Here is a 26,462-nt window from a genome sequence, read left to right as displayed (position 1 = left end):
ATAAATGCTCAATGGAGCTGAGTGAGCAAGCCCGTGAAAGAAAGAAAGTCAAGACCTGTTAATTTAGATTTACAGACCATCCACTTTCCTATCACAGCAATCGCATCCATCCTACACCGTGTGTCTGGGGTAATTACGTTTGTTGCGGTGGGTATATTACTGTGGTTACTATCCATTTCTCTGTCATCCCCAATGGGTTTTATGGAAGCCGCTGACATCGTCGATAGCTTCTTCGTAAAATTCATCCTGTGGGGAATTCTTACTGCACTTGCCTACCACATCGCAGGTGGTATCCGTCACTTATTGATGGATCTGGGTCACTTTGAAGAACTAGATTCAGGCACGATGAGCGCTAAAGTCGCGTTTGGTGCAACAGCAGTATTATCATTATTGGCGGGGATCTTGGTATGGTAAAACACGTATCTTCATTTGGTCGTAATGGTGTACACGATTTCCTACTAATTCGTGCAACTGCAATCATTATGACGCTATACACGATTTATCTGATTAGCTTCTGTGCATTTTCAGATATCTCTTACGCATCTTGGACCCAATTCTTTGGTGGTACCTTCACTAAAGTATTCACCATGTTGGCACTTGTCTCGATCCTGATTCACGCTTGGGTTGGTTTGTGGCAGGTATTAACTGATTACATTAAGTGCGCGAAACTACGTGGCGCACTACAACTTGGTGTTATTGCCGTTCTATTCGGCTATGTCTTCTCTGGTCTATTTATTCTGTGGGGTGCGTAAGTGTCTATTCCAGTTCGTGAGTTTGATGCCGTAGTAATCGGCGCTGGTGGTGCAGGTATGCGCGCTGCACTACAAATTTCAGAACAAGGCCTATCATGTGCTTTGTTGTCAAAAGTATTTCCAACACGTTCTCATACTGTGTCTGCACAGGGTGGCATTACTGTTGCTCTGGGTAACTCGCACAAAGACGATTGGCAATGGCACATGTACGATACCGTTAAAGGTTCCGACTACATCGGTGACCAGAACGCGATTGAATACATGTGTAAAAATGGTCCTGAGTCAGTTATCGAGCTTGAAAAAATGGGTCTTCCATTCTCTCGTTTCGATAACGGTACCATCTACCAACGTCCATTCGGTGGTCAATCTAAAGAGTTTGGTGGTGAGCAGGCTGCTCGTACAGCCGCTGCTGCAGACCGTACTGGTCACGCACTTCTTCACACGCTTTACCAGCAAAACGTAAAACACAAAACAACCATCTTCTCGGAGTGGTACGCTTTGGATCTTGTGAAAAACCAAGACGGCGCAATCATGGGTTGTACTGCGATTTGTATGGAAACGGGTGAAATCTGTTACTTCAAATCGAAAGCGACCATTCTAGCTACAGGTGGTGCAGGTCGTATTTACGCATCGACCACTAACGCGCACATCAACACGGGTGATGGCGTTGGTATGGCGCTTCGCGCAGGCGTTCCAATGCAAGATATGGAAATGTGGCAGTTCCACCCAACAGGTATTGCTGGCGCGGGTGTTCTAGTGACGGAAGGTTGTCGTGGTGAAGGTGGTTACCTTCTAAATAAAGATGGTGAACGCTTCATGGAACGTTATGCTCCAAACGCGAAAGACCTTGCTGGTCGTGACGTGGTTGCTCGTTCAATGATGATTGAAATCCGTGAAGGCCGCGGTTGTGATGGCCCTTGGGGTCCACATATCAAGTTGAAACTTGATCACCTTGGTAAAGAAGTACTTGAATCACGTCTACCAGGTATCTGTGAACTGTCTCGTACATTTGCACACGTTGACCCAGTGAAAGAGCCAATTCCAGTAATTCCAACTTGTCACTACATGATGGGTGGTGTACCTACTCAAGTCTCTGGCCAAGCAATTAAGCAGAAGGCCGACGGTAGCGAGATGGAAGTTCAAGGCCTTTACGCATGTGGTGAGATTGCTTCTGTATCGGTACACGGTGCTAACCGTCTTGGCGGCAACTCATTACTAGACTTGGTCGTATTTGGTCGTGCCACTGGCTTGCACCTTGGCGAAACGCTAGCAGCGCAAGCGGAAGCTCGTCCTGCAACAGAATCTGATATTGAAGCGTCTCTAGCGCGTACTATGCGTTGGGAAAACAGCACTGGTGGTGAAGATCCAGTTCAGATTCGTAAAGACCTACAAGCATGCATGCAAAACAGCTTCTCGGTATTCCGTGAAGGCGATGCGATGGCAACCGGTCTAGAAGAGTTGAAAGTGATTCGCGAACGTTTGAAAGATGCACATCTAGCGGACAAGTCTTCAGAGTTCAACACGCAGCGTATTGAGTGTCTAGAACTTGATAACCTGATGGAAACCGCGTTTTCAACTGCCGTTGCAGCAAACTACCGTACAGAGAGTCGTGGCGCACATGCTCGTTTCGATTTCCCTGAGCGTGATGATGAGAACTGGCTATGCCACTCTATCTACAATCCGGAAACAGAAGCGATGACTAAGCGTGATGTAAACATGACGCCAACGCATCGTGAAGCTTTCCCGCCGAAAGTACGTACATACTAAAGGGAGGATACGACTATGAAATTAAACTTCTCTTTATACCGTTACAATCCGGATGTGGATACCAAGCCTTACATGAAAGAGTATACCCTTGAGGTAGACGAAGGCTCAGACATGATGGTGCTTGATGCATTGATTCTGCTAAAAGAGCAAGATCCAAGCATCGCGTTCCGTCGCTCATGCCGTGAAGGGGTATGTGGTTCTGATGGTTTGAATATGAATGGTAAAAACGGCCTAGCGTGTATCACACCGTTATCTGCTCTACAAGGCGATAAGATAGTTATTCGTCCACTACCAGGGTTACCTGTCGTGCGCGATCTTATCGTTGACATGACGCAGTTCTATGATAACTATGCGAAAGTTAAACCATTCTTGATTGATGATGGTGCATTACCACCATCACGTGAGAACCTACAATCGCCTGATGATCGTGCGCATTTAGATGGATTGTACGAATGTATCATGTGTGCATGTTGTACAACGTCTTGCCCATCATTCTGGTGGAACCCTGATAAATTCATCGGCCCAGCTGGTCTTCTCGCAGCGTACCGTTGGCTAATTGATAGCCGCGATACGGCAACAGATGAACGTTTGTCTGATCTTGATGATGCATTTAGCGTTTTTCGTTGCCATGGCATCATGAATTGTGTAAGTGTTTGTCCTAAGGGATTAAATCCGACGAAAGCCATCGGTCACATTAAGTCGATGTTGGTTAATCGTTCGGTTTAATTTACTCGCTCTTAGGAGTGTCGCAGTGTTGCGGATCACCCGATATGACCGCTTCACTGCTTCAGTAATATTCGAGTAAAGAATACAAAAATTGCCGACCGTATTTTTAGTCGGCTCTTATAGCTCGGCAAAGACCGAAGCAAACGTGAAAACTACTGGTTAAGGGAAAATATGCACAACGGCGTGATGAAGGCATGGCTCGAGTCTTCACACTTGGCTGGCGCCAATGCAACGTATGTAGAGGACCTCTACGAACTGTATCTAAGTGATCCCGATCTGGTAAGTGAGGAGTGGAAACGTGTTTTTGAAGGCTTGCCTAAGCCATCAGAAGAAGTGGCAGAACAACCACATTCACGTGTCCGTGACTACTTCCGACGACTCGCTAGAGAAACAAAGCATTACAATGTCCAAGTTAGTGACCCAGATGTCGATGCAAAACAAGTAAAAGTTCTACAGCTAATCAACGCATACCGTTTCCGCGGGCATGAAGCTGCAGAATTAGACCCACTAGGTCTATGGCAACGCCCAACAGTGGCGGAGTTAGACCCTGCTTTTCATAATCTTACCGAAGATGACTTCGAAGAAACTTTCAACGTAGGTTCTTTTGCTGTTGGGCAAGAAACCATGAAGTTGAAAGATATCTATGAAGCCCTCAACAAAACTTATTGCGGTTCCATCGGTGCTGAATACATGCACATGACTGACACAGAGCAAAAGCGTTGGATTCAGCAACGCCTTGAGTCTGTCGTAGGCCAGCCATCATTCAACAAAGATGAGAAGCGCACATTCCTAGAAGAGCTAACAGCCGCTGAAGGTTTGGAGCGTTACCTCGGGGCGAAATTCCCAGGTGCAAAACGTTTCTCTTTAGAAGGTGGTGATGCGCTGATTCCGATGACGAAAGAGTTGATCCGTCATGCGGGTACAAGTGGAATGCGTGAAGTGGTTATCGGTATGGCTCACCGCGGTCGTTTGAACATGCTGGTGAACGTACTTGGTAAGAAACCTCAAGACCTGTTTGATGAGTTCGCCGGTAAACACGACGAAACTTGGGGGACGGGTGATGTGAAATATCACCAAGGTTTCTCTGCTGATTTTGCGACTCCAGGCGGTGATGTTCACTTAGCGCTTGCATTTAACCCATCACACCTAGAAATCGTAAACCCGGTAGTCATGGGCTCAGTTCGAGCACGTCAAGACCGCTTGGGTGATAATCAAGGTAGCAAAGTACTTCCTATCACCATCCACGGTGATTCTGCAATCGCTGGTCAGGGTGTGGTTGCCGAAACGTTCAACATGTCTCTTGCTCGTGGGTTCCAAGTTGGTGGTACGGTACGTATCGTCATCAACAACCAAGTAGGCTTTACGACGTCTAATCCTCGTGACACGCGTTCTACGATGTACTGTACCGATATCGCGAAGATGGTGCAGGCGCCAATTTTCCATGTAAATGCAGATGACCCAGAAGCAGTTGCTTTTGTTACTCGCATTGCATTGGATTACCGTAACGAGTTCAAGCGTGATGTCGTGATCGATCTTGTATGTTACCGTCGCCACGGTCACAATGAGGCGGATGAGCCAAATGCGACTCAGCCTTTGATGTACCAGAAAATCAAAAAGCATCCTACACCACGCAAATTGTATGCAGATGTTCTGATCGATAAAAATGAATCAGATATCGAGACAGCGACTCAGTTAGTCAATGAGTATCGCGATGCATTAGATCGCGGTGAAGTGGTTGTTAAAGAATGGCGTCCAATGGCGTTGCACTCTGTAGACTGGTCCCCTTACTTAGGGCACGAATGGGATATGGAGTGGGATTCAAAATACGACAAGACACGCCTTATTGAGCTAGGCAATCGTCTGTGTCAGTACCCAGAAAGCCATAAACTGCAAAGCCGTGTTAATAAGCTATACAACGATCGTCTAGCAATGATGACCGGTGAAAAAGCTATTGACTGGGGTATGGCTGAAACATTGGCATATGCTACATTGGTTGACGATGGCAAGCGTATTCGTCTTTCTGGTCAGGACTCGGGTCGTGGTACTTTCTTCCACCGTCACTCGGTTCTTCATAACCAAACCGATGCAAGCACTTACATTCCATTAGCGAATATTCATGACAACCAAGGGCCATTCCAAGTCTTTGACTCAGTATTGTCAGAAGAAGCTGTGTTGGCGTTTGAATACGGTTACGCAACAGCCGAACCAGGTGGTTTAACTATCTGGGAAGCACAGTTTGGTGATTTTGCCAACGGTGCACAAGTTGTTATCGACCAGTTTATCTCGTCAGGCGAGCAAAAGTGGGCGCGTTTGTGCGGTCTTACTATGCTTCTACCTCATGGTTATGAAGGTCAAGGTCCTGAGCACTCATCTGCACGTTTAGAGCGTTACCTTCAGCTTTGTGCTGAGCAAAATATGCAGGTTGTGGTTCCTTCAACACCGGCTCAGGTGTACCACATGATACGTCGTCAGGTTGTACGCCCAATGCGTCGACCTCTCATTGTTATGTCACCGAAATCTTTGCTGCGCCACCCTCTATGTACTTCAACGATTGAAGACTTGGCGGATGGTACATTCCAATCTGCAATTCCAGAAGTAGATGATTTAGAACCAAGCAAAGTGAAACGTGTCGTGTTCTGTGCTGGTAAGGTTTACTTTGACCTACTAGAGCAGCGCCGTAACAACGAGCAAGACGATGTTGCTATCGTGCGTATTGAACAGCTTTACCCATTCCCAATGGAAGAAGTACAAACAGCAATTGCTCAATACACTAACGTTGAAGACTTCGTGTGGTGTCAGGAAGAACCTCAGAACCAAGGTGCTTGGTACTGTAGCCAACATAACTTCCGTGCCGCTATTCCTGCAGGTGCAAATCTTAAATACGCAGGTCGCCCAGCTTCTGCTTCGCCAGCAGTTGGCTACATGTCGGTGCACTTGAAACAACAAAAAGCGTTGGTTGAAGACGCTCTGAACGTGAACTCAAAAACTTCGAATTAAGAACTAGAAGTTAAAGGAAGAAACAGATATGACAATTGAAATTCTGGTTCCAGATTTACCTGAATCAGTTGCTGATGCAACCGTAGCGACATGGCACAAACAACCGGGCGACGCAGTAGAGCGTGACGAGGTTTTGGTTGACATCGAAACAGACAAAGTTGTGCTAGAAGTTCCAGCTCCGGAAGCTGGCGTTTTAGAAGCTATTGTTGAAGCAGAAGGTGCGACAGTACTTTCTAAACAAATCATTGCTAAATTGAAGCCAGGCGCAGTTGCAGGTGAACCAACTGCAGACAAAACAGAAGGTACTGAAGCATCTCCTGATAAGCGTCACAAAGCTGCGCTTAGCGAAGAAAGTAATGACGCACTAAGCCCAGCAGTGCGCCGTTTATTGGCTGAACATGGCTTAGAAGCAAGCCAAGTGAAAGGCACTGGTGTTGGTGGTCGTATTACGCGCGAAGATATTGAAGCGCATCTTGCGAACGCTAAATCTGCGTCAAAAGAAGACTCGCCAGCAGTGGTTGACGTGCCGGCAGCGGCTCGCAGTCAGAAACGTGTTCCAATGACTCGCCTTCGTAAGACAGTTGCTAACCGTCTGCTAGAAGCGAAGAACAACACGGCAATGCTAACGACGTTTAACGAAGTCAACATGAAACCAATCATGGACCTTCGTAAGCAGTACAAAGATCAGTTCGAAGAGCGTCACGGTATTCGTTTGGGCTTCATGTCTTTCTACGTGAAAGCAGTAACAGAAGCGCTTAAGCGTTACCCAGAAGTAAATGCTTCGATTGATGGCGATGACATTGTTTACCACAACTACTTCGACATTAGCATGGCGGTATCAACGCCACGTGGTCTAGTTACACCTGTCCTAAAAGACTGTGACAAGCTTGGTTTCGCTGATGTTGAAAAAGGCATCAAAGAGCTGGCTATTAAAGGTCGTGATGGCAAGCTAACGGTAGACGAGCTAATGGGCGGTAACTTCACTATCACAAACGGTGGTGTGTTCGGTTCACTAATGTCTACACCAATTATCAACCCACCTCAATCAGCGATTCTTGGTATGCATAAGATCCAAGAGCGTCCGATGGCAGTGGATGGCAAAGTTGAAATCTTGCCGATGATGTACCTAGCGTTATCTTACGATCACCGCCTAATTGACGGTCGTGAATCAGTTGGTTTCCTAGTAACGATTAAAGAGTTACTAGAGGACCCAGCACGTCTCCTATTAGACGTTTAATATCGCTAAAACGTCTAGTTATCGTAGGTAGCTAGACGTTAAAAATTTCAATGGCTAGACTAGCTCAACGTTTGGCCTTCATTTGAATCCTTCAGTATGAGAACTCATGATGAAGGATTGATTTGAGAAGACCCTACAGACGTACAAGCAGCCAAGACTGCAGCGTTATGGAAATAATAAATCCCTTAAGGGAAAAACAAACGGAATATCGAAATGAATTTGCATGAATACCAAGCCAAACAGCTGTTTGCAGAATTCGGTTTGCCTGTGCCAGAAGGCTACGCGTGTGATACACCACAAGAAGCTTTTGAAGCCGCAGGCCGTATTAGTACAGCCAAGAAAGTAGTTAAATGTCAGGTTCACGCTGGTGGCCGTGGTAAAGCGGGTGGCGTAGAGCTACACGATACAAAAGAAGGCGTTAAAGAGTTTGCACAGAAGTGGTTAGGTAAAAACCTAGTGACTTACCAAACTGACGCTAACGGTCAGCCAGTAACAAAAATCCTTGTTGAAGAAGCTTCAAATATTGCGAACGAACTATACCTAGGTGCGGTAGTTGACCGTGCTAGCCGTAAGATTGTTTTCATGGCTTCTACCGAAGGTGGTGTGGAAATTGAAAAAGTTGCGGAAGAAACGCCGGAACTCATCCACAAAGCAGCAATTGACCCACTAGTAGGTCCACAAGCTTACCAAGGTCGTGAGCTAGCGTTCAAACTTGGTCTTGAAGGCGACCAAATCAAACAATTCGTTAAGATCTTTATGGGTCTTGGCACTATGTTCTCTCAGTACGATCTTGCTCTGCTAGAGATCAACCCACTTGTGATTACTGGCGAAGGCAACTTGCTATGTCTTGACGGTAAGATCAACATCGACTCAAACGCACTGTATCGTCAGCCTAAGCTTCGTGAAATGCACGATCCTTCACAAGAAGATGAGCGTGAAGCACACGCAGCTCAGTGGGAGCTGAACTACGTAGCACTAGACGGTAACGTTGGCTGTATGGTTAACGGTGCAGGCCTAGCAATGGGTACGATGGATATCGTAAACCTACACGGCGGCAAACCAGCTAACTTCTTAGATGTAGGTGGCGGCGCGACGAAAGAGCGTGTTGCTGAAGCATTCAAGATCATCCTATCTGATGACAATGTGAAAGCGGTACTTGTTAACATCTTCGGTGGTATTGTACGTTGTGACATGATCGCAGAAGGTATTATCGGTGCGGTTAAAGAGGTAGGTGTAAGCGTACCTGTTGTTGTTCGTCTTGAAGGTACTAACGCTGACCTAGGTCGCGAAGTTCTTGCTAATTCTGATGTTGATATCATTGCTGCTGAGTCGCTAACTGACGCTGCTCAGAAAGTTGTTGCTGCTGCGGAGGCTAAATAATGTCTGTATTAATTAACAAAGACACTAAAGTAATCTGTCAGGGTTTCACTGGTGGTCAAGGTACTTTCCACTCAGAGCAAGCTATCGCATACGGTACGCAAATGGTTGGTGGTGTGTCTCCAGGTAAAGGCGGCCAAACTCACCTAGGTCTACCTGTATTCAACACAGTACGCGAAGCAGTAGAAGCGACTGGCGCAACAGCGACAGTCATCTACGTACCAGCACCTTTCTGTAAAGATGCAATCCTAGAAGCGATTGACGCGGGTATCGAGCTAATCGTAACGATTACTGAAGGTATCCCTACTACAGATATGATCGACGTGAAAGTGAAGCTAGAAGAAACTGGCGTTCGCATGATTGGTCCTAACTGTCCGGGCGTTATCACTCCTGATGAGTGTAAGATCGGTATCATGCCTGGTCACATCCACAAGAAAGGCAAAGTAGGTATTGTATCTCGTAGCGGTACTCTAACTTACGAAGCAGTTAAACAAACCACTGACGAAGGTTTCGGCCAGTCTACTTGTGTTGGTATCGGTGGTGACCCAATCCCGGGTTCAAACTTCATTGATATCCTAAAACTGTTCCAAGAAGACCCTGAGACAGAAGCGATCGTTATGATCGGTGAGATCGGTGGTACTGCAGAAGAAGAAGCAGCAGCGTACATTAAAGAAAATGTAACGAAGCCAGTGGTTTCTTACATTGCTGGTGTAACTGCGCCTCCTGGTAAGCGTATGGGCCATGCTGGTGCGATTATCTCTGGTGGTAAAGGTACTGCTGAAGACAAATTTGCTGCACTAGAAGCGGCTGGCGTTAAAACTGTGAAATCTCTAGCAGAGATTGGCCAAGGTCTACGTGAAGTGACGGGTTGGTAATCGACCACACTACTTAATAAGTATTAAAAAGCCTGCGATTTCGCAGGCTTTTCTTTTTCCGTTTCAGTGGATTTATGTTTGTTGTTAGCAATGCCTTTCGCGTTTAATGCTCAATGCGATTATGCTTTGCTTTTAATCAGCTGGCTCAGCATAAATAAGGATGTTGCGCTGATCACTACAGAAGGGCCGGCCGGTGTATCAAAGTGCCATGATAGGCTAAGCCCCATCAGTACTGCCACTGAGCCAATAATAGATGCGAACAATGCCATTTGCTCTGGTGATGAAGAGACTTTACGTGCTGTTGCTGCTGGGATAATTAGGAGCGAAGTCATGATCAACGCGCCAACGAACTTCATACCTACTGCGATTACTACACCCACCATTAGCATTAACACCAATCGAACTAAGTCTGTATTCACGCCCTCAACAGCGGCAAGTTCTTCACTAACAGTGCTAGAAAGCAGTGGGCGCCAGAAGACGTACAAACACGCGCTTACCGCAACAACACCTGCGTAAATAAACATCAGATCTTGTGGAGAGACGGCAAGTAAGTCCCCAAATAGGTAGCTCATTAAATCGACGCGCACGTTTTCCAAAAAGCTAACCGATACTAAACCGATAGAGAGTGCACTGTGTGCCAAGATACCTAACAACGTGTCTGTAGCCACAAGTTGTTGCTTTTGCAGAGTGACAAGCAAAACGGCCAGAGCTAAACAGCAGACGAGTAGCGCAAGGTAGAGATTTACGTTGAGCAAGAAGCCCAGCGCTAGGCCCATTAACGATGCATGAGCTAGGGTATCTCCGAAGTAAGCCATTTTACGCCAAACGACAAATGACCCAAGTGGACCGGCAATGATCGCGATACCAATACCAGCAAGAATAGAAGGTAGGAGAAACTCAATCATGATGGTGATGTCCGTGTTTATGGTGGGAGCATGATGTCGCATCACCGCTTACTGGCGTTCCGGATAAATCGTGATGATGGTGCTCATGGTCGTGATGATAAAACGCGAGAGACTCTCTCGCAGCATTGCCAAATAGTGCGATGTAAGAAGGGTGCTGAGTAATAGTGGCAGGTGAACCTGAGCAGCAAACATGGTGATGCAGACAAATAACATCGTCCGTTTTCGCCATCACTAAATGTAAGTCATGCGACACCATAAATACACCACAATCAAAGCGGTGACGAATGCTCTCAATTAAGTCATAGAGATCGATTTGACCTTGGATATCCACACCCTGAGCTGGTTCGTCTAATACCAACAGCTGAGGACGCTGAAGCAGAGCGCGAGCCAGTAACACTCGTTGGTTTTCACCACCGGATAAGCGATGCATATTACTATTAAGTAAATGTTCAGCGCCAACAAGCCTTAATGCATCAATGCACTCCTGCTTACTGTATTTTCCTGCTAAATTTAGAAAGCGGGTTACATTCAATGGAAGGGAGTCATTGAGCTTCAACTTTTGAGGAACGTAACCAATTTTCAGTTTTCTTTGTCGGTTCAACTTGCCGCTAGTCGGCTTTTGAAGACCTAAGATAACTTTGACTAACGTTGATTTTCCCGCTCCATTGGGACCAATTAGGGTAGTTATTTTGCCCTTTTCTAATTCCATACTAATGTTATCGAGAACTCTGCGGCCATCGAACTCGACGCATAGCTGCTCAAGATGGACTAAGGAAGACATGAATGAAACTCATTTGCAAATCAATAATGTTATAATGTAACATTATCTCACTTTCCACGCCATATCCCAAGTAAAACTATGAAAAGAGCATTAATTCTTGCTGCCTCAGCAATGTTAACACTTCCAGCACAGGCAGTAACGGTACTGACGAGTATCAAACCTATTCAGTTGTTAGTAACAGAGCTTACTCAAGGAGTAACTTCACCAGACGTGTTATTGCAGTCTAACACATCACCCCATGACTACGCTTTGCGTCCATCGGATGTTAAAAAGGTCGCTTCGGCTGATTTGGTTATCTGGTACGGACATGATCTTGAACCGTTTCTAGAGAAAGTTGTTTCGGATAGATCGAATACTTTGACTATTAGTCAAATTCCAAATCTAGAATTGCGTGAATTTGATAGTGAGCACAACCATGACCATGATGGGCACGATCATGGCTCACATGATCCGCACTTTTGGCTAGGTGTAAGCCAAGCACAACAAGTGGCCAAGGCTGTTGTGAATCAACTTGTATCACTTGATCCGGAAAATGCAGCTCAATATCAAGCGAACCTCAAAAAGTTTGAACTCGAGCTAAAAGACACTGACCAACAGATAAAGCAGAAGCTGGCACCAGTAAAAAACAAAGGTTACTTTGTATTCCATGATGCTTACGGTTATTTCGAAGATCGTTATGAACTAAATCAAATGGGGCATTTTACTGTGAGCCCAGAACGCAAGCCAGGAGCGAAGACCTTAATTCAAATTCGTCAAAAGCTAAGTGGTGGAGATGTGGCTTGTGTATTTTCTGAACCTCAGTTTACCCCGGCTGTCGTTCAGAGCGTAATGAGAGGCAGTGACGTCGCTAAAGGCGAGCTTGACCCGTTAGGGAGTACAATTGAAGCAAAACCTGGCAGTTACTTTACTTTTCTCAACAATATGGCGAATAGTTTTGAGCAATGCTTGAACAAAAAGTCAGATTAAGTGCTGTCGTAATGTAGGAGTAGTCTTTTTAACGTGATCCAGTAGTAAGAATTACAACCTTTGGTAAGGCGAGCCTTTTCTCAGAAAGTAATTGAGATATCATTACCAATAATTATCAGCTCAAAATAACCGTATCAATCCATGTTTTACAAACGATGAACGGTCACTTTCAGAGCACAAATTGATACAAAAGGTTTTCGTCTTGCTACGCCAATTAGCCCTTGCTCTGTTGGGCTTTGTCTTATCCTACCAAGCATTTGCGCTTCATAATGCAAATGCAATCTTTTACCCTTTGCCAACTCAGGCAAAGGGTACTTTTATCGCGGCTAAAAAGTTGTTCTTGGGTGAAAAGGGCGGTTTGTGGATTCATGACGTACACGGGAGAGTCCTGTTTTACGATGGTCAAACTATATTGCCTAAATCAGGTAGCTTCCTACAAACGTCGGCCAAGCAGTTGGCCTATCATAAAGGTGCTTTTTGGACCTTTATTGAAAATGAGGTCTATCGAACTTATCCAAATCAGGAGCGACGTTTAGTCTTTAGTTTAAATCCAGGCTCACAAATAAGAAAAATAGGGTCTTCAAAGAACTATATTTGGGTGAGTGATGGCGCGCATTTCTATACCTACAATATCGACACTAGCGAGTTAAACTCTTTCTCTCTATTGCAGCTCTATCAACATAGTAATAATAGCTACGTTTACATTAATGATGCGGTGCTAGTTGAAACGAAGTGGGCACTAGCAACGACTTCCGGCTTCTATCTTTCTGAAGGTGATAAGTTTGACCATGTCGCTGCCTCAGGTCAAAACTACATTGAGAAAGTCTATTATTCACACACGCGAAGAGAAATTTTGATAGGTACATTGCGTGGCGCTTTAATTTTCAACATTTACCAGCCTGATAAAGAAGTGATTAGAATTGGCGGCTCACATGTTTTGACATTCGCAGAGACAAATCAAGAGTATTGGGTGGGGACAGAGCATGGCCTTTATTTGTACTCATTTTTTTCAGGTGAGGTCACCGAAGTCGCGCCTGCAAGTTTTCTTGAGTTAGAGTTAGATAACACGAAGATTTATTCGTTGTTGAGCGACAATATGGGAGGGATGTGGATTGCGACTAACCAAGGTATTCGTTATTACTCGCTATTTAGTAAAAAATTTGAACGAGTGACCTTTAGTAGTTATGACTCACACACCCTGTCAGGACGAATTCGGCAAACTATTGAAGGTCCTGATGGTGCGCTTTGGTTTGCTGATGACCGAAAGATTTATCGTTCAGGAAAGAGTGGGATTAACCAAGTCTTAGAGTTGGAGTCGCAGATCAATGAATTTGCGTTTCAAAACGGCATGCTTTGGCTTGCAACCTCAAAAGGGCTGGAAATATTTGAGCTAAATGGTCTCAACAAGATTACATTTCCTTATTTACAGGTTATGGCTGGACATGCAGTAGAGCATGTGACCGTTGATGGTGATGACCGTCTTTGGGTATCAAGCGGATACCATCTTTACAATGTTGATACTGCTGCACAAAGCGTACGAAACTTTGGAAGTGAGTGGCTAGTAAGTCAGTATTTGCCTGCTAAGGTTACGCGCCTATATGATACTGAAGATGCCCTATTAATAGGCACCGATCATGGCGTATACCAATACAGTAATGACAACATCCAGTTTATCCGTTTTTCAGAAAAGTTTGGTGAATCATTAGACATGACCACGGCGGTTGATGGCAGCCAGTGGTTTGCTTCATCTTATGGTGTGTTTAAAACAGATACACGAAGCGATGAAAAACGTGTTGTTGAAATGAGTGAGCCCAACGCCAGACCTGCTTGCTTGATCAGAGACAGGCAAGGTGTATGGTTAGCTTCCTCTGTTGGTTTAAGCTATTACCACCTTTCGGGTGAGTTAGTGAAACATTACTCATCGTCATCAGGCTTAATGAACAATGAGTTCCTCCCTGGTATTTGTAGCGTTATACAGCAGACAGAAATTGGTGAGCGAGAGCTTGTTCTGGGGTCGAAGTACGGACTCGTAAAAGCAGAAGCATCCAAGCTGCTTGTATCTAATCCCCCAGAGTCTAAGTTTATTGTTAGCCAAGTTGTGCTTGAAAATGAAGTTCTGCAAGTTGGTAGTGCCGATCTGAATGGGATCACACTGCCATATGGATCTTCGCTGAGTTTTTTATTCGGTGTGATGCCAAAACCAGACAGTCAAAATTTGTACTATCGATTGAACAACGATGACCCATGGCAAACGTTAGAGGGGGGCCAACTGACACTCGAGCACCTTAGTTCCGGTGAATATCACTTGCAGGTCAGTAATGAGTCTCAAGTTGCCACTGGAGTCGTTGGTTTAGAATCTCACTTTATCGTCCTTCATCCTTGGTATCTATCGCGATTTGCTATTTTAGGCTTTGTCGTAGCTAGTATTGCGGTCGTCGCATTACTTGTTTTCTGGCGCTCTCGCTACGTTGTACAGGCTAACCGTGATCTAGCAGCTCAAGTGACTCTCAAAACGAATCAGTTAAGACATCAAAGTAGAGTGTTGCTTACGAGCAACCAGCAATTACGTAAACAGATTCAAGTTAGAAACCTACTCGTAGACCATGTAGCTCTATCCATAAAATCAAGCGTCGACTTTATTGTGGCGAAACTACCTATGCCTCTCGATACTGCGACGGAGGATCATTTGGCTAAAACGAATTGGCAGTTAAATGAACTCAAAAGCGTTCCAAGTGATGTAAGTGGTGGGAGTCAGAACTACAACTTGAGTCAGATAACTCAGTCAGTGGTTGATGTATGGCAAGATGACTTTGCAAAAGCGGGTATTTTGGTAGAGCTAGAAGATGAGAGTAAGCAGAGCCGGGTTGCTCTGGAAAGCTTTAATCTTGATGTTATTTTCAATAGCATTTTTGCCAATATCATCAAGCGCTCTTTCCGGGGTCAAACGGTTAGAATTATGCTAGAAAAGGGGCATGATATTGTGTCATTGAGCTTTCTTGATTACGGGACGCAATTACCTAATAAAGTCGCGACTGGGCTTCCATCTAACTTAAATCACTCTGAGTTGAGTATTGACCACCTTGCCCAACTAGTGACAACGAGTGGTGGTTATTTGGCTGTCTTCTCTTCTGATGCTCAAAACAAAGTCGAGATTACATGGCCATCTGCGAAGGAAAGTAGTTATCTGGATGAACCGCAGCAAGAACTCAATCCTGTAACTATTGCAGAAGATCAAGTCACACCAGAGAAAGAGTGGTTGCAAAAAGTCTATCAATTAGTGGCAGAGCATTACCATGATCCTGAATTTGGCACTGCGTCAGCCGCTAAAATGCTGTATATGTCTGAACGCTCTTTGCAGAGACGTTTTAAATCTGCCTCGTCAAGAACGTTAAAAGACTATGTCACAGAGGTTCGTTTAGAAACGGCGTGTGAACAGTTATTGGCGGGTGAGAAAATCAGTGAAGTCGCCTTTAACTGTGGCTTTAATGATCCATCTTACTTTAGCCAAAAGTTTAAGCTGCATTTTGGTTTGCCCCCTTCCAAGTTTGCTTTGACTCAAGAAAGCCAAGAAATTAACTAGAAAACCTTCATTATACGCTCCCTAGTTAATAGTTAAGATGCTGGGGAGCTGCATACAGTGCTCTATTATTGCTGCAGTTGCTAACGCAGTAAGTTTCATTGTTTCTTCATCACATCTAGCCTACAAATCCATTCTCAACACGTAAGCACGATCACGTTCTATCTGTTAGTCGCGATGTTCATAGCAATAAGCATAAATGGCTTCAAGAGAATGATTTACTGATAGTTGCAACAAATAAATGACAGTTGTATTGCTGTATCAAAAGAGCGTGGTTCATTTGGGGGAGTGATGGCATGCGACATTCGTGAAAACGAAAACTGTGTTGAAAAGATGAATAAGGTAAAGAAGTTTTGAAAGAGGTGAAAAAAAATATCGTGGTATAGCCGGGGGGACTATACCACGGGTGTCAAGGACACCTTCGCTTGCTGCCGGAGTGACATGTTGCCATGCCACCTCTGGAATTTATTAGAGAGGTTGCCCTCTCGATGGAGTAACTATACGAGAGGTTACTTATTTTTCTTATAAAAATAACGCCATGTTTATATGAGAAAAGCGACAACGTTTGGCTTTTTGCTTAAGCCATTGTTTTAATTTGAATTTTTTGTTTTCTGTCTTGGTTTGTGACATTTTTGTTTCGTTAGGTGTCATTTGTAATTGTTAATTTTGACGTAAATAACGAGAGGAAATTTACGAAGTTAACGTTTGAAAGCGTGAAAACATTTACGGAATCTTTGATTTCACACAAGGATTGAAGGGGTATAGGGGAGTAATATTGGCAACCTAAACTTATTAAATAATAATATTTCTCATTAGCAATACTCTTAAGGGCCACTATGAAGTTATCAGAGATTAATCCTGGCGATACGGTGACGATTCGGTTGTTAGATGGTCTTTCATCAGATATCAGAAAGAAACTCATGGTAATGGGGCTGCTTCCCAATACAGAAGTCAAAGTGATTCGACGTGCGCCAATGGGCGATCCTTTACAAGTCGAAGTCCGTGGTGTGTCTGTCGCATTGCGAGAAACAATTGCTCAGAAAATTGAAGTGGAGCGAGTGTAATGCAATATCAAGTGCTAACCGTAGGTAACCCTAATAGTGGTAAAACGACGCTATTTAATGGTTTAACTGGCGCAAAACAGCAAGTTGGTAACTGGGCAGGCGTCACGGTTGAAAAGAAAACGGGACAATTCAAGCATGCTGGGGATGAGTTTTTGCTCACTGACCTTCCGGGTATTTACTCATTAGACAGTGGTAATGATAGTAATAGTATTGATGAATCCATCGCATCGCGTGCGGTTCTAACTCATCCTGCTGATCTCATTATTAACGTGGTGGATGCTACAAGTTTAGAGCGCAGCTTATACATGACGCTGCAACTTCGCGAACTTGGTCGCCCTATGATTGTTGTCCTCAACAAGATGGATGCGCTAAAGCGTGAACGTCAGATGATTAACGTTGCAGAGCTTGAGAAAACGTTAGGTTGTCCGGTTGTCAGTTTATCTGCAACCAATAAAACTCAAGTGGCAGAGTTTAAAGAAAAGCTCCATAAATCCATCGTTCAAGGAGTGCCACTTAAAGAATTGTCTTTGCATTACGGTGAGAAGATGGAGTCGGCAATTCAAACGGTTTCCGCACTTTTTAACGACCAAAACGTCGCTCATCGTGCACTAGCGATTCGTGCGCTTGAAAAAGACACAATGGTGCTCAATAGTCTTTCTGATATTGATAGAAGCAAAGTCTTGGAAGTCATTACGACGTTAGATTTGGATATCGATTTGCATGTCGCGGATACTAAGTACACGCATCTGCATGAACAGTGTAAAAAAGTTCGCCGAAGCGAAGGCAAGTTAAGTCGTAGTGTGACTGAAAGACTCGACCAGTTTATTTTGAACAAGTGGATTGGAATTCCTTTCTTCTTTGTTGTTATGTACCTGATGTTTATGTTCTCGATTAACATCGGTAGTGCATTTATCGACTTTTTTGACATTGGTGTGGGCGCATTATTGGTTGATGGTGGGCATCACTTGTTAGACGGTCATTTGCCTGTGTGGTTAGTGACGGTTCTTGCTGATGGTATCGGTGGTGGTATCCAGACGGTTGCAACCTTCATTCCGGTTATCGCGTGTTTGTACCTCTTCCTAGCGGTACTTGAGAGCTCAGGTTACATGGCTCGTGCAGCATTCGTACTAGATAAAGTGATGCAGAAGATCGGCCTACCGGGCAAAGCATTTGTACCGTTGGTTCTTGGTTTTGGCTGTAACGTACCGTCAATCATGGCAACTCGTACTCTAGACCAAGAACGTGAGCGTAAACTGGCTGCCTCTATGGCACCATTTATGTCATGTGGTGCTCGTCTGCCTGTATACGCGCTATTCGCTGCGGCATTCTTCCCAGGTTCTGGCCAGAACATTGTATTCGCACTTTACCTACTTGGTATTGTGGCAGCGATCTTCACAGGTCTTTTCCTTAAGCACACGCTTTACCCAGGTAGCAGCGACAGCCTAGTGATGGAAATGCCAGATTACGAGCTTCCGACGCTACAAAACGTGGTGATCAAAACTTGGCAAAAGCTAAAGCGCTTTGTACTTGGTGCAGGTAAAACCATCGTTATCGTTGTTGCTATTCTGAGTTTCTTCAACTCATTGGGTACTGATGGCAGTTTTGGTAACGAAGACAGCGAAAACTCGGTGCTTTCTAAAGCTGCGCAAGTTGTTACTCCAGTATTCGCGCCAATCGGTGTTCAAGAAGATAACTGGCCAGCGACGGTTGGTATCATTACCGGTATCTTCGCAAAAGAGGCGGTAGTTGGTACGCTTAACAGCCTATACACCACGCCAAGCGACGGTGAAGACGCAGAATTTGATCTAATGGGCAGCCTAGAAGAGGCAGTAATGAGTATCCCTGAAAACCTAGCCGGTTTGAGCTACTCAGATCCACTAGGCATTGAAGTGGGTGACTTAACTGACTCAAATGCCGTTGCCGAAGAACAAGAAGTCGATGCTTCTATCTTCGGTAACATTAAATCGCAGTTTGCTTCTGGCAATGCCGCATTTGCTTACCTAATCTTTATCCTACTGTACACACCTTGTGTGGCGGCGATGGGGGCTTACGTACGTGAGTTTGGTCATAAGTTCGCACGCTTTATCGCGGTTTGGACAATGGGCTTGGCTTACCTATGTGCGACGTTCTACAACCAATTGACGCATTTCGCAGATAGCCCAGTGACAAGTGGCATTTGGATGGCAGTGATCGTAGCTATCTTCTTTGGCACATACCGTGTGTTCAAACGAGTTGGTAAGAAACAAAACGGTGCATTAGAGGCGCAAGTAGCATGATTTTAAAAGAGCTTTATCAATACATTGCAGACAAAGGAACCGTTTCCCAGTCAGATCTGGCTAAGCAGTTTGGGATGAGTGAAGATGGTGCTGACGCGATGTTAAGTGTGTGGATTAAGAAGGGCAAAATTAGCCGCCTAGTTGACACCAATAAAGCTCATGACGTGACTCGAGTTCGCTACTCAGTGACTAAACAAGATGGTTTGTCTCTGACAGTCACCATGTAGCGACTATCAAAATTAGTCACCTAAAAATTATCACGTAAAAACGACAAAGCCGCATCAGCAATGATGCGGCTTTTATTTTGCTGGTTATTGTTTGTGAATACAGCGAAATTAATGTTCTTCAGAGTGTTTAGTCGCGCCTAACCCTAGGAACTTTAAACCAAGACTTAAAACTAAAATCGAAATAGGTAATGTTAAGATCGTCCAATCTAAGCTGTCGAAGTTAATCAGCACGAGCTCTAAGAACTTCACAAACAAGATCACGATGATGACTTCAGCCAAAATGTTTTTTAGATGGCCGATGTTTGGGGTTCTGATCCAATGCAAAACCGACTGCTCTTGTGTTTTCGCTTTAGCTTTGTTGGAAATAAATAGTGTGTAGATGCCGTGAGCAAAGATGAACAAAACTAGTGCGACAAGAAACGTATCCAGTGACTTGATCAAATAAGCGATCGCGATGTCTGCTTTATCTAAATGTGCGAGTGCTTCTGGAGGTGTTTGATTGAGAATGAAGACCGCAAATGCCGAATAGGTTTTTGCTGCACCCATAAGAAAAAGCAAGAATGAAGCAGCCATAGAACAGATAATGGCGATCCAGCTGACGTATCGGAATGTGTTGAAGACTTGTTTGATGATGACCCTCTCTAACTGAGCTGGTAGTCTAAACAAGTTTTATTTTAGTGATAATCCCAGAAAAATGAGAAAGATTGTTACAAATACGTATTAATCTTTCTCTGTCTATTTCAGCCGTATTCAAAGGCGAATTATTTTCGCTAGCAGTGCTTATGCTTTTTGGAAAATAGAGCTCAGTGACAGCACATTTTTAATGCGACCAAGCAATTCGTTTTGCTCTTCTTCTGTACGGAATTCACCTTTGGTGTTCCCCCAAACCGGTCCCGGCCATGCTACGTCATCTTTGAAGCGAGCAATATGGTGAATGTGCAGCTGTGGCACCATATTACCTAGCGCACCAAGGTTTAGCTTGTCTGGACGGAATGTTGCTTCCAGTGCTTGGCTTACCGCTTGAGACTCTAGCAAAAACTGTTGCTGTTCTTGCATTGGCAAGTGGTGAAGCTCTTTTAGGTTTGCACGTTTAGGGACCAAGATAACCCATGGCACGGCGTTATCTTTATGCAGAAGCGCCACACACAGTGGGAAGTGGCCGATAACGGTGGTGTCTTTTGCCAGTTGAGGGTGCAGTTCAAAACTCATTATGTTGTCCGATTTGAATTGAATGACATCAGTATACGCCAGATAAAACAAAAGGTTGACGCTTTCACGTCAACCTTTCTAAATCGTCTCGATTCTAGAATCGCTTACATGCGCTCTAGAGTATCAATACCTAGTAGAGACAGACCTTGCTTGATGGTCTTCGCTGTTAGCGCTGCTAGTTTCAGACGGCTTTGTTTCACTGCTTCGTCTTCAGCAACTAGGATAGGGCACGCTTCGTAGAAGCTAGAGAACTGACCTGCTAGTTCGAATAGGTAGCTACACATGATGTGTGGTTGACCTTCGCGAGCGACAGATTGAACCGCTTCTTCGAACTGCATAAGCTTAGCAATAAGTGCTTTCTCTTTCTCATCAGTGATTTTGATGTCACCTTGGAGAGCGTCCATAGCAACACCAGCTTTAGCGAAAATAGAAGCTACGCGAGTGTATGCATATTGCATGTATGGTGCTGTGTTACCTTCAAACGCTAACATGTTGTCCCAATCGAACACGTAGTCAGTCGTACGGTGTTTAGATAAGTCAGAGTATTTAACCGCTGCCATTGCAACTGTTTTAGAGATCTTCTCTTTTTCTTCCGCATCTAGCTCAGGGTTTTTAGATTCGATCAGTTGTGCTGCACGAACTTCTGCTTCATCTAGAAGGTCGGCAAGGCGAACGGTACCACCCGCACGAGTCTTGAATGGCTTACCATCTTTACCAAGCATCATGCCGAACGCGTGGTGCTCAAGAGATACTGACTCAGGTACGTAGCCTGCCTTACGAACAATTGTCCAAGCTTGCATTAGGTGCTGGTGTTGACGTGAGTCGATGAAGTAAAGCACACGGTCTGCGCTTAGCTCTTCATAACGATATTTTGCACATGCGATGTCTGTTGTTGTGTATAGGAAACCGCCATCGCGTTTTTGAACGATAACGCCCATTGGTTCGCCATCTTTGTTCTTGTATTCATCTAGGAATACAACTTGCGCGCCATCATCTTCAACGGCAAGACCTTGTTCTTTTAGGTCTGCAACGATCTTAGGAAGCATGTCGTTGTACATGCTCTCGCCCATCACGTCGTCACGAGTCAGTGACACGTTTAGACGGTCGTAGTTGCGCTGGTTTTGGATCATGGTTACATCAACGAGTTTTTTCCACATTTCTGCACAGTACTCGTCACCGCTTTGCAGTTTCACAACGTAGTTTCGCGCCTTTACTGCGAAGTCTTCATCTTCATCGTACAGCTTTTTCGATTCGCGGTAGAAGCCTTCAAGGTCCGCAAGTTCCATAGAAACTTCGCCAGACTCTTGTTGTACACGTTCAAGGTTTGCGATAAGCATACCGAACTGAGTACCCCAGTCGCCGATGTGGTTCGCACGGATCACTTTGTGACCTAGGAACTCAAGAGTACGTACTACCGCATCACCGATGATGGTTGAACGTAGGTGACCAACGTGCATTTCTTTAGCTACGTTTGGTGCAGAGTAGTCAGCAACGATAGTTTGAGCTTCGTCTGCTGCAACGCCAAGACGTGAGTCAGCCAGTGCTGCTTCCGCTTGTTTTGCTAGGAACTCTTCGCTTAGGAAAATGTTGATGAAACCAGGACCAGCGATTTCTGTCTTGCTTGCAATACCATCTAGGTCTAGAACATCCAGTACTTTCTGTGCAAATTCTCGTGGGTTAGTACCCAGTTTTTTAGCAACGCCCATTACGCCGTTTGCTTGGTAGTCACCAAATTGTGGCTTTGCTGATTGGCGTACTGCCGCAGGGCTTCCTGCAGGTGCGCCAGCGGCTTCTAGAGCCTGAGATACTTTGTCATTAATAAGTGCTTGGATATTCACACGCGTTTCCTTCAATTCAAGGACGAAGAACTCGGCGAAGTAAGTGCCGAGTTCTGTTGGAGTTCACAAAAATGGGGCTAATGATAACAACTTTATTGCTTTTCATACAGAGAGGAATTGGGGAAATTTATACTTTTTCGATTGAATGGAAATGTGGTTTGGTTTGAGTTTACTATTGCGCTCAGAGTAATGAGATAAATCGCCCCAAAAGAGAGCCACAATGACGACTCAACTAGTTGAAAAACGCCTAGCGCCTAAATTGATGATCCAAGATCTGGATGCATTTATGGCGAAGATTGAAGAGCTTGCAACCCTGTTAAAACTGGATCTGAGCTTTGCTCAAGCTGACCATATTGCATTGCGTATTAATGACCCTGAAACGGCAAAAGCTGCGCATGAGGCATGGAATCAATACGGTAAGGTGATTTCACAAGCGAAAATCAACGGTCGCCCGATTATTGTTATTGAATTCGACAAAGCGTTAGAAAGCCGTGGCTGGAAGATAGAGTGTCTGGAACTGCCATACCCTGCGGAAGGCAAAATCTACCCAACTGAAAGCTGGGAACATGTGGAGTTTGTTATTCCGTCTCATACCGAAACTGCAGACGAGTTTCTTGCTGATTTGAAACACACTTACCCAGCGTTTGGGGCGCGTTTTAATGAGTTGGAAGAGCTGGGTGTGAAGATCAAACTGTCGAGCCCGAAAGGGGATGGCGAACGCTTGAACAACCCAACGGTGGCGTTTAAGTACCAAGGCATTTGTATCAAGCTGCACCCGCATTCACTTAAGCGTATTGTGGAGTCTGAGCAGGCTGAATAAGCAAGTTTTGAACGACTAGAAAGAAGAAAGGTTTGCAAATGAGCAACCCTTTCTTTCATTCAAAAGCGATGAACTTAAAGGATCACTGTCTTATTCCCATAAACAAAGACGTGGTCATTGATCACTTTATTCAAAGCCTTACTCAATACGTTCTTCTCTACATCCCGTCCCGCTTGCGCCATATCTTGGGCATTGAATGTATGGTCGACAGGAATTACGTCTTGCTTGATGATCGGCCCTTCATCTAAATCATTAGTCACGAAGTGTGCTGTTGCACCGATGATTTTCACACCGCGATCGTAAGCTTGTTGATATGGCTTCGCGCCAATAAAAGCAGGTAAGAAGCTGTGATGAATATTAATGATTTTGTGGTGATATTTCTCAACAAACGTCGGCGTCAATACGCGCATGTATTTAGCTAGCACCAAAAAGTCAGCATCGTATTGATCGATCACTTCTAGCATCTTCTGCTCGTGTTCTTCACGGCTAAGGTTTTCATGGGTCACGTGGTGGTAAGGAATGTCGAAGCGCTCAGTGAGAGTTTGCAGTTTGTCGTAATTCCCCACCACAGCGGCGATCTCAACATCTAGGCTTCCATCGTAGGTTTTCATCAGAATATCGCCTAAACAATGCGCTTCTTTTGTGACGAGAATGACGATGCGCTTACGGCGAGAGCCAACCAATTTACGCTTAGCACCTTGCGGGAGAGCTTGGTCCAAGTCGGCAAGAAACGTTTGATCGTTGAAGTACCCCTCCAACTCCGTCCTCATGAAAAAGTGGCCACTGGTATTATCAACAAATTCGTTATTGTGAACGATGTTGAGTTGGTGCTTGTAACAGATATTAGTAATTTTCGAGATGAGACCCGGGGCGTCAGAACAGTGGGTCAACAGTGTTTTCTTTTCCATAAATCAGGTACTTCCATGCATTAATATTTTAGCGTACGAATTTGTTATTATTCCCTGGCGGGTGTAACTGTACTGCCATGTTTCACCATAAATAATCTATTCTTACGTTGGTTTCAACAAAATATCCTTGTGTCGCCGCAAGCTGGTCAGATTGTGGGCTGATGTCACTCCTATTCCTCTGATATACTCTCGATAATTTTTCAAACTCAATACCAAGCATGATCGCAAAAACTTTTTCCTCTGATGGCGCGTTAGGTAAGGCCATTCCTGGCTTTCAAGCTCGTCAGCCACAAATCGATATGGCGGAAGCCGTCAGCAGTGCGATCAAAGATCAAACCCAGTTGGTGGTGGAGGCAGGAACCGGAACCGGTAAGACCTTCGCATACCTAGTCCCTGCGCTGTTGAGTGGTAAAAAAGTGATCATCAGTACAGGCTCGAAAAACTTGCAAGAGCAGTTGTACCATCGTGACTTACCGCTCATGGTCAATGCGCTTGGTTTTTATGGCCAAGTGGCGTTATTAAAAGGGCGCTCTAATTATCTGTGTTTGGATCGTTTGAGCCGCCAAATGGTCGAAAGCCACACTAATGAATCTGACCCGACGTTATTAACTCAACTGGTTAAAGTGCGTGCTTGGTCATCAGAAACCAAAACAGGTGACCTTGGGGATTGTGATGATCTGCCAGAAGACAGCATGATCATTCCGACCATCACCTCAACCAATGATAACTGTTTAGGTAAAGAATGTCCGAGCTACACTGATTGCTTTGTATTGAAAGCGCGTAAGCGAGCCATGGATTCCGACATTGTTGTAGTGAACCATCACTTGTTTCTTGCTGATTTAGCGATCAAAGAAACAGGATTCGGTGAACTGATTCCAGAAGCCGATGTGTTTATTTTTGATGAAGCTCATCAGTTGCCAGATATTGCGAGCGAATATTTCGGCCAGTCAGTTTCAAGCCGCCAAATTCACGATCTTGCCAAAGACATTGAAATAGCCTACCGCACCGAAGCCAAAGATATGCGTCAATTGCAAAAAGTGGGCGACAAACTCATGCAAAGCGCAATGGACATGCGGATTGTATTGGGTGAGCCAGGCTTTCGTGGCAACTGGCGTGAGGCGTTGCAATCAGGTTCTATTAAGCGAGAATTATTGCGCTTAACTGACAGCCTCGAATTGGCGATTGATGTACTCAAAATAGCTTTAGGGCGCAGTCAATTACTGGATACCGCTTTTGAACGAGCCAATTTGATCAAAGGCCGCATCGACCGCGTCTGTGATGTCGATATTACCGGTTACTCATACTGGTACGATACCTCGCCTCGTCATTTCGCTCTGCACATTACGCCTCTTTCTGTCGCGGACAAGTTCCATGAGCAAATAGAGATTAAACAAGGCGCGTGGATTTTCACGTCAGCAACCCTAGCTGTATCGGGCGACTTCAAGCACTTTACTGAGCGCCTTGGCCTCAAGCCTACAAAGCAATTTTCTCTGCCGTCCCCCTTTGATTATCAAAAACAAGCGCGCCTTTGTGTGCCAAGGTATTTGCCAGAGCCAAACAGTAACGGCTTAGCGGATAAGTTAGTCCGAATGCTTGCTCCGGTGATTGAAGAAAATGATGGTCGCTGCTTCTTTTTATGTACCTCGCACAGCATGATGCGTGAACTAGGTGAGAAGTTCCGAGAAGTACTTGAGCTGCCTGTGTTAATGCAAGGGGAGATGAGTAAGCAGAAAACCTTGGCGGAGTTTATGGAACTGGGTAACGCTTTACTCGTGGCGACGGGCGCTTTCTGGGAAGGGATTGATGTTAGAGGTGATGCGCTGAGCTGTGTTATTATCGACAAATTACCGTTTACCGCCCCTGACGATCCGTTACTCAAAGCCCGTATCGAGGATTGTCGATTACGTGGCGGTGAACCATTTGCTGAAGTACAAATCCCGGATGCAGTGATTACGTTAAAGCAGGGAGTCGGGCGATTAATTCGAGATCAGAAGGATCACGGTGCGTTGATCATTTGTGATAATCGCCTCGTCACGCGAGACTATGGTGGTATTTTCCTCGGAAGCCTACCACCTATCCCAAGGACGCGAGACTTAGATGGAATCAAAGCATTCCTGAAAGCAGAACAATCTGTCACAGACGCAAGTGCTGAGGCATAAC

General features: G+C 44.9%; 21 protein-coding genes. 15 read left to right on the top strand and 6 right to left on the bottom strand.

Annotated features, from left to right (window positions below; all coding sequences use genetic code 11):
• The first annotated feature begins 21 nt into the window (after positions 1–21).
• From sdhC to sucD, 8 genes are all read left to right on the top strand, one after another.
• Positions 22–414, top strand: coding sequence for a succinate dehydrogenase cytochrome b556 subunit (gene sdhC / locus J4N43_RS11475; protein ID WP_017634811.1), 393 nt, complete (start codon positions 22–24; stop codon positions 412–414).
• Positions 408–752, top strand: coding sequence for a succinate dehydrogenase, hydrophobic membrane anchor protein (gene sdhD, locus J4N43_RS11470; protein WP_005382169.1), 345 nt, complete (start codon positions 408–410; stop codon positions 750–752). The genes sdhC and sdhD overlap by 7 nt, the downstream gene beginning before the upstream one ends.
• On the top strand, positions 753–2,519 hold the full coding sequence (sdhA, locus tag J4N43_RS11465; RefSeq protein WP_005382172.1) for a succinate dehydrogenase flavoprotein subunit: 1,767 nt from the start codon (positions 753–755) through the stop codon (positions 2,517–2,519).
• Between the two features lie 15 nt (positions 2,520–2,534).
• Positions 2,535–3,245 (top strand): succinate dehydrogenase iron-sulfur subunit, encoded by a 711-nt coding sequence (locus tag J4N43_RS11460; RefSeq protein ID WP_005382174.1) that lies wholly within the window; start codon positions 2,535–2,537, stop codon positions 3,243–3,245.
• Positions 3,246–3,416: 171 nt separating this feature from the next.
• Positions 3,417–6,242 (top strand): 2-oxoglutarate dehydrogenase E1 component, encoded by a 2,826-nt coding sequence (gene sucA / locus J4N43_RS11455; RefSeq protein WP_017634810.1) that lies wholly within the window; start codon positions 3,417–3,419, stop codon positions 6,240–6,242.
• Between the two features lie 28 nt (positions 6,243–6,270).
• A complete protein-coding gene (gene odhB, locus J4N43_RS11450; RefSeq protein ID WP_005382177.1) occupies positions 6,271–7,479 on the top strand; it encodes a 2-oxoglutarate dehydrogenase complex dihydrolipoyllysine-residue succinyltransferase in 1,209 nt (402 codons plus the stop codon).
• 213 nt (positions 7,480–7,692) lie between these two features.
• On the top strand, positions 7,693–8,859 hold the full coding sequence (gene sucC / locus J4N43_RS11445) for an ADP-forming succinate--CoA ligase subunit beta (RefSeq protein ID WP_005382179.1): 1,167 nt from the start codon (positions 7,693–7,695) through the stop codon (positions 8,857–8,859).
• Positions 8,859–9,731, top strand: coding sequence for a succinate--CoA ligase subunit alpha (gene sucD / locus J4N43_RS11440; RefSeq protein WP_005382181.1), 873 nt, complete (start codon positions 8,859–8,861; stop codon positions 9,729–9,731). Before sucC ends, sucD begins: the two co-directional genes overlap by 1 nt.
• Before the next feature lie 119 nt (positions 9,732–9,850).
• On the opposite strand, the gene znuB is transcribed toward sucD, so the two are convergent.
• Positions 9,851–10,636, bottom strand: a complete 786-nt coding sequence (gene znuB, locus J4N43_RS11435; RefSeq protein ID WP_005382183.1) for a zinc ABC transporter permease subunit ZnuB — start codon at positions 10,634–10,636, stop codon at positions 9,851–9,853.
• Positions 10,629–11,417, bottom strand: coding sequence for a zinc ABC transporter ATP-binding protein ZnuC (znuC, locus tag J4N43_RS11430; RefSeq protein ID WP_005382185.1), 789 nt, complete (start codon positions 11,415–11,417; stop codon positions 10,629–10,631). The genes znuB and znuC overlap by 8 nt, the downstream gene beginning before the upstream one ends.
• 78 nt (positions 11,418–11,495) lie before the next feature.
• Here znuC and znuA point away from each other — a divergent pair, with 78 nt between their 5' ends.
• The 5 genes from znuA to J4N43_RS11405 all read left to right on the top strand — a co-directional run bounded on the left by znuA (position 11,496) and on the right by J4N43_RS11405 (position 19,527).
• On the top strand, positions 11,496–12,383 hold the full coding sequence (gene znuA, locus J4N43_RS11425) for a zinc ABC transporter substrate-binding protein ZnuA (protein WP_033906913.1): 888 nt from the start codon (positions 11,496–11,498) through the stop codon (positions 12,381–12,383).
• A gap of 202 nt (positions 12,384–12,585) precedes the next feature.
• Entirely contained in the window at positions 12,586–15,963 is a 3,378-nt protein-coding gene (locus J4N43_RS11420) for an AraC family transcriptional regulator (RefSeq protein ID WP_053350448.1), read from the top strand.
• A gap of 833 nt (positions 15,964–16,796) precedes the next feature.
• A complete protein-coding gene (locus J4N43_RS11415) occupies positions 16,797–17,024 on the top strand; it encodes a FeoA family protein (RefSeq protein ID WP_005382190.1) in 228 nt (75 codons plus the stop codon).
• Positions 17,024–19,300: a Fe(2+) transporter permease subunit FeoB gene (gene feoB / locus J4N43_RS11410; RefSeq protein ID WP_053307516.1), complete on the top strand. Its 2,277-nt coding sequence runs from the start codon at positions 17,024–17,026 to the stop codon at positions 19,298–19,300. Before J4N43_RS11415 ends, feoB begins: the two co-directional genes overlap by 1 nt.
• A complete protein-coding gene (locus tag J4N43_RS11405; protein WP_005426709.1) occupies positions 19,297–19,527 on the top strand; it encodes a FeoC-like transcriptional regulator in 231 nt (76 codons plus the stop codon). Before feoB ends, J4N43_RS11405 begins: the two co-directional genes overlap by 4 nt.
• Positions 19,528–19,635: 108 nt before the next feature.
• Here the strand turns inward: J4N43_RS11405 and J4N43_RS11400 are convergent, their stop codons facing one another.
• From J4N43_RS11400 to argS, 3 genes are all read right to left on the bottom strand, one after another.
• On the bottom strand, positions 19,636–20,157 hold the full coding sequence (locus J4N43_RS11400; protein ID WP_042523163.1) for a YqhA family protein: 522 nt from the start codon (positions 20,155–20,157) through the stop codon (positions 19,636–19,638).
• A gap of 150 nt (positions 20,158–20,307) precedes the next feature.
• Positions 20,308–20,736, bottom strand: a complete 429-nt coding sequence (locus J4N43_RS11395) for an HIT family protein (protein ID WP_005382194.1) — start codon at positions 20,734–20,736, stop codon at positions 20,308–20,310.
• A 104-nt stretch (positions 20,737–20,840) separates the two neighbouring features.
• Positions 20,841–22,574: an arginine--tRNA ligase gene (argS, locus tag J4N43_RS11390; RefSeq protein ID WP_005388349.1), complete on the bottom strand. Its 1,734-nt coding sequence runs from the start codon at positions 22,572–22,574 to the stop codon at positions 20,841–20,843.
• A gap of 220 nt (positions 22,575–22,794) precedes the next feature.
• Between argS and J4N43_RS11385 the strand changes: the two genes are divergently transcribed.
• Positions 22,795–23,394 (top strand): VOC family protein, encoded by a 600-nt coding sequence (locus J4N43_RS11385; protein ID WP_158159586.1) that lies wholly within the window; start codon positions 22,795–22,797, stop codon positions 23,392–23,394.
• A 74-nt stretch (positions 23,395–23,468) separates the two neighbouring features.
• Here the strand turns inward: J4N43_RS11385 and purU are convergent, their stop codons facing one another.
• Positions 23,469–24,302 carry a formyltetrahydrofolate deformylase gene (gene purU, locus J4N43_RS11380; protein ID WP_005382206.1) on the bottom strand — a complete coding sequence of 278 codons (834 nt, stop codon included), beginning with the start codon at positions 24,300–24,302 and terminating at the stop codon, positions 23,469–23,471.
• Between the two features lie 218 nt (positions 24,303–24,520).
• Here purU and yoaA point away from each other — a divergent pair, with 218 nt between their 5' ends.
• On the top strand, positions 24,521–26,461 hold the full coding sequence (gene yoaA / locus J4N43_RS11375) for a DNA repair helicase YoaA (protein ID WP_005382210.1): 1,941 nt from the start codon (positions 24,521–24,523) through the stop codon (positions 26,459–26,461).
• Position 26,462 lies beyond the last annotated feature (1 nt).

It is taken from the genome of Vibrio sp. SCSIO 43009, assembly GCF_023716525.1.
GTDB classification, from domain to species: Bacteria; Pseudomonadota; Gammaproteobacteria; order Enterobacterales; family Vibrionaceae; genus Vibrio; species Vibrio alginolyticus.
Note: the sequence above shows the minus strand (reverse complement) of the source record. Positions and strands in the feature narration are given on the sequence as shown.

Excerpts from the sequence above, each read along its gene's own strand:
- sdhD (WP_005382169.1), top strand. The coding sequence starts at position 408 with ATGGTAAAACACGTATCTTCATTTGGTCGTAATGGTGTACACGATTTC.
- J4N43_RS11460 (WP_005382174.1), top strand. The coding sequence starts at position 2,535 with ATGAAATTAAACTTCTCTTTATACCGTTACAATCCGGATGTGGATACC.
- sucA (WP_017634810.1), top strand. The coding sequence starts at position 3,417 with ATGCACAACGGCGTGATGAAGGCATGGCTCGAGTCTTCACACTTGGCT.
- odhB (WP_005382177.1), top strand. The coding sequence starts at position 6,271 with ATGACAATTGAAATTCTGGTTCCAGATTTACCTGAATCAGTTGCTGAT.
- sucC (WP_005382179.1), top strand. The coding sequence starts at position 7,693 with ATGAATTTGCATGAATACCAAGCCAAACAGCTGTTTGCAGAATTCGGT.
- sucD (WP_005382181.1), top strand. The coding sequence starts at position 8,859 with ATGTCTGTATTAATTAACAAAGACACTAAAGTAATCTGTCAGGGTTTC.
- znuB (WP_005382183.1), bottom strand. The coding sequence starts at position 10,636 with ATGATTGAGTTTCTCCTACCTTCTATTCTTGCTGGTATTGGTATCGCG.
- znuC (WP_005382185.1), bottom strand. The coding sequence starts at position 11,417 with ATGTCTTCCTTAGTCCATCTTGAGCAGCTATGCGTCGAGTTCGATGGC.
- znuA (WP_033906913.1), top strand. The coding sequence starts at position 11,496 with ATGAAAAGAGCATTAATTCTTGCTGCCTCAGCAATGTTAACACTTCCA.
- J4N43_RS11415 (WP_005382190.1), top strand. The coding sequence starts at position 16,797 with ATGAAGTTATCAGAGATTAATCCTGGCGATACGGTGACGATTCGGTTG.
- feoB (WP_053307516.1), top strand. The coding sequence starts at position 17,024 with ATGCAATATCAAGTGCTAACCGTAGGTAACCCTAATAGTGGTAAAACG.
- J4N43_RS11405 (WP_005426709.1), top strand. The coding sequence starts at position 19,297 with ATGATTTTAAAAGAGCTTTATCAATACATTGCAGACAAAGGAACCGTT.
- J4N43_RS11395 (WP_005382194.1), bottom strand. The coding sequence starts at position 20,736 with ATGAGTTTTGAACTGCACCCTCAACTGGCAAAAGACACCACCGTTATC.
- J4N43_RS11385 (WP_158159586.1), top strand. The coding sequence starts at position 22,795 with ATGACGACTCAACTAGTTGAAAAACGCCTAGCGCCTAAATTGATGATC.
- purU (WP_005382206.1), bottom strand. The coding sequence starts at position 24,302 with ATGGAAAAGAAAACACTGTTGACCCACTGTTCTGACGCCCCGGGTCTC.
- yoaA (WP_005382210.1), top strand. The coding sequence starts at position 24,521 with ATGATCGCAAAAACTTTTTCCTCTGATGGCGCGTTAGGTAAGGCCATT.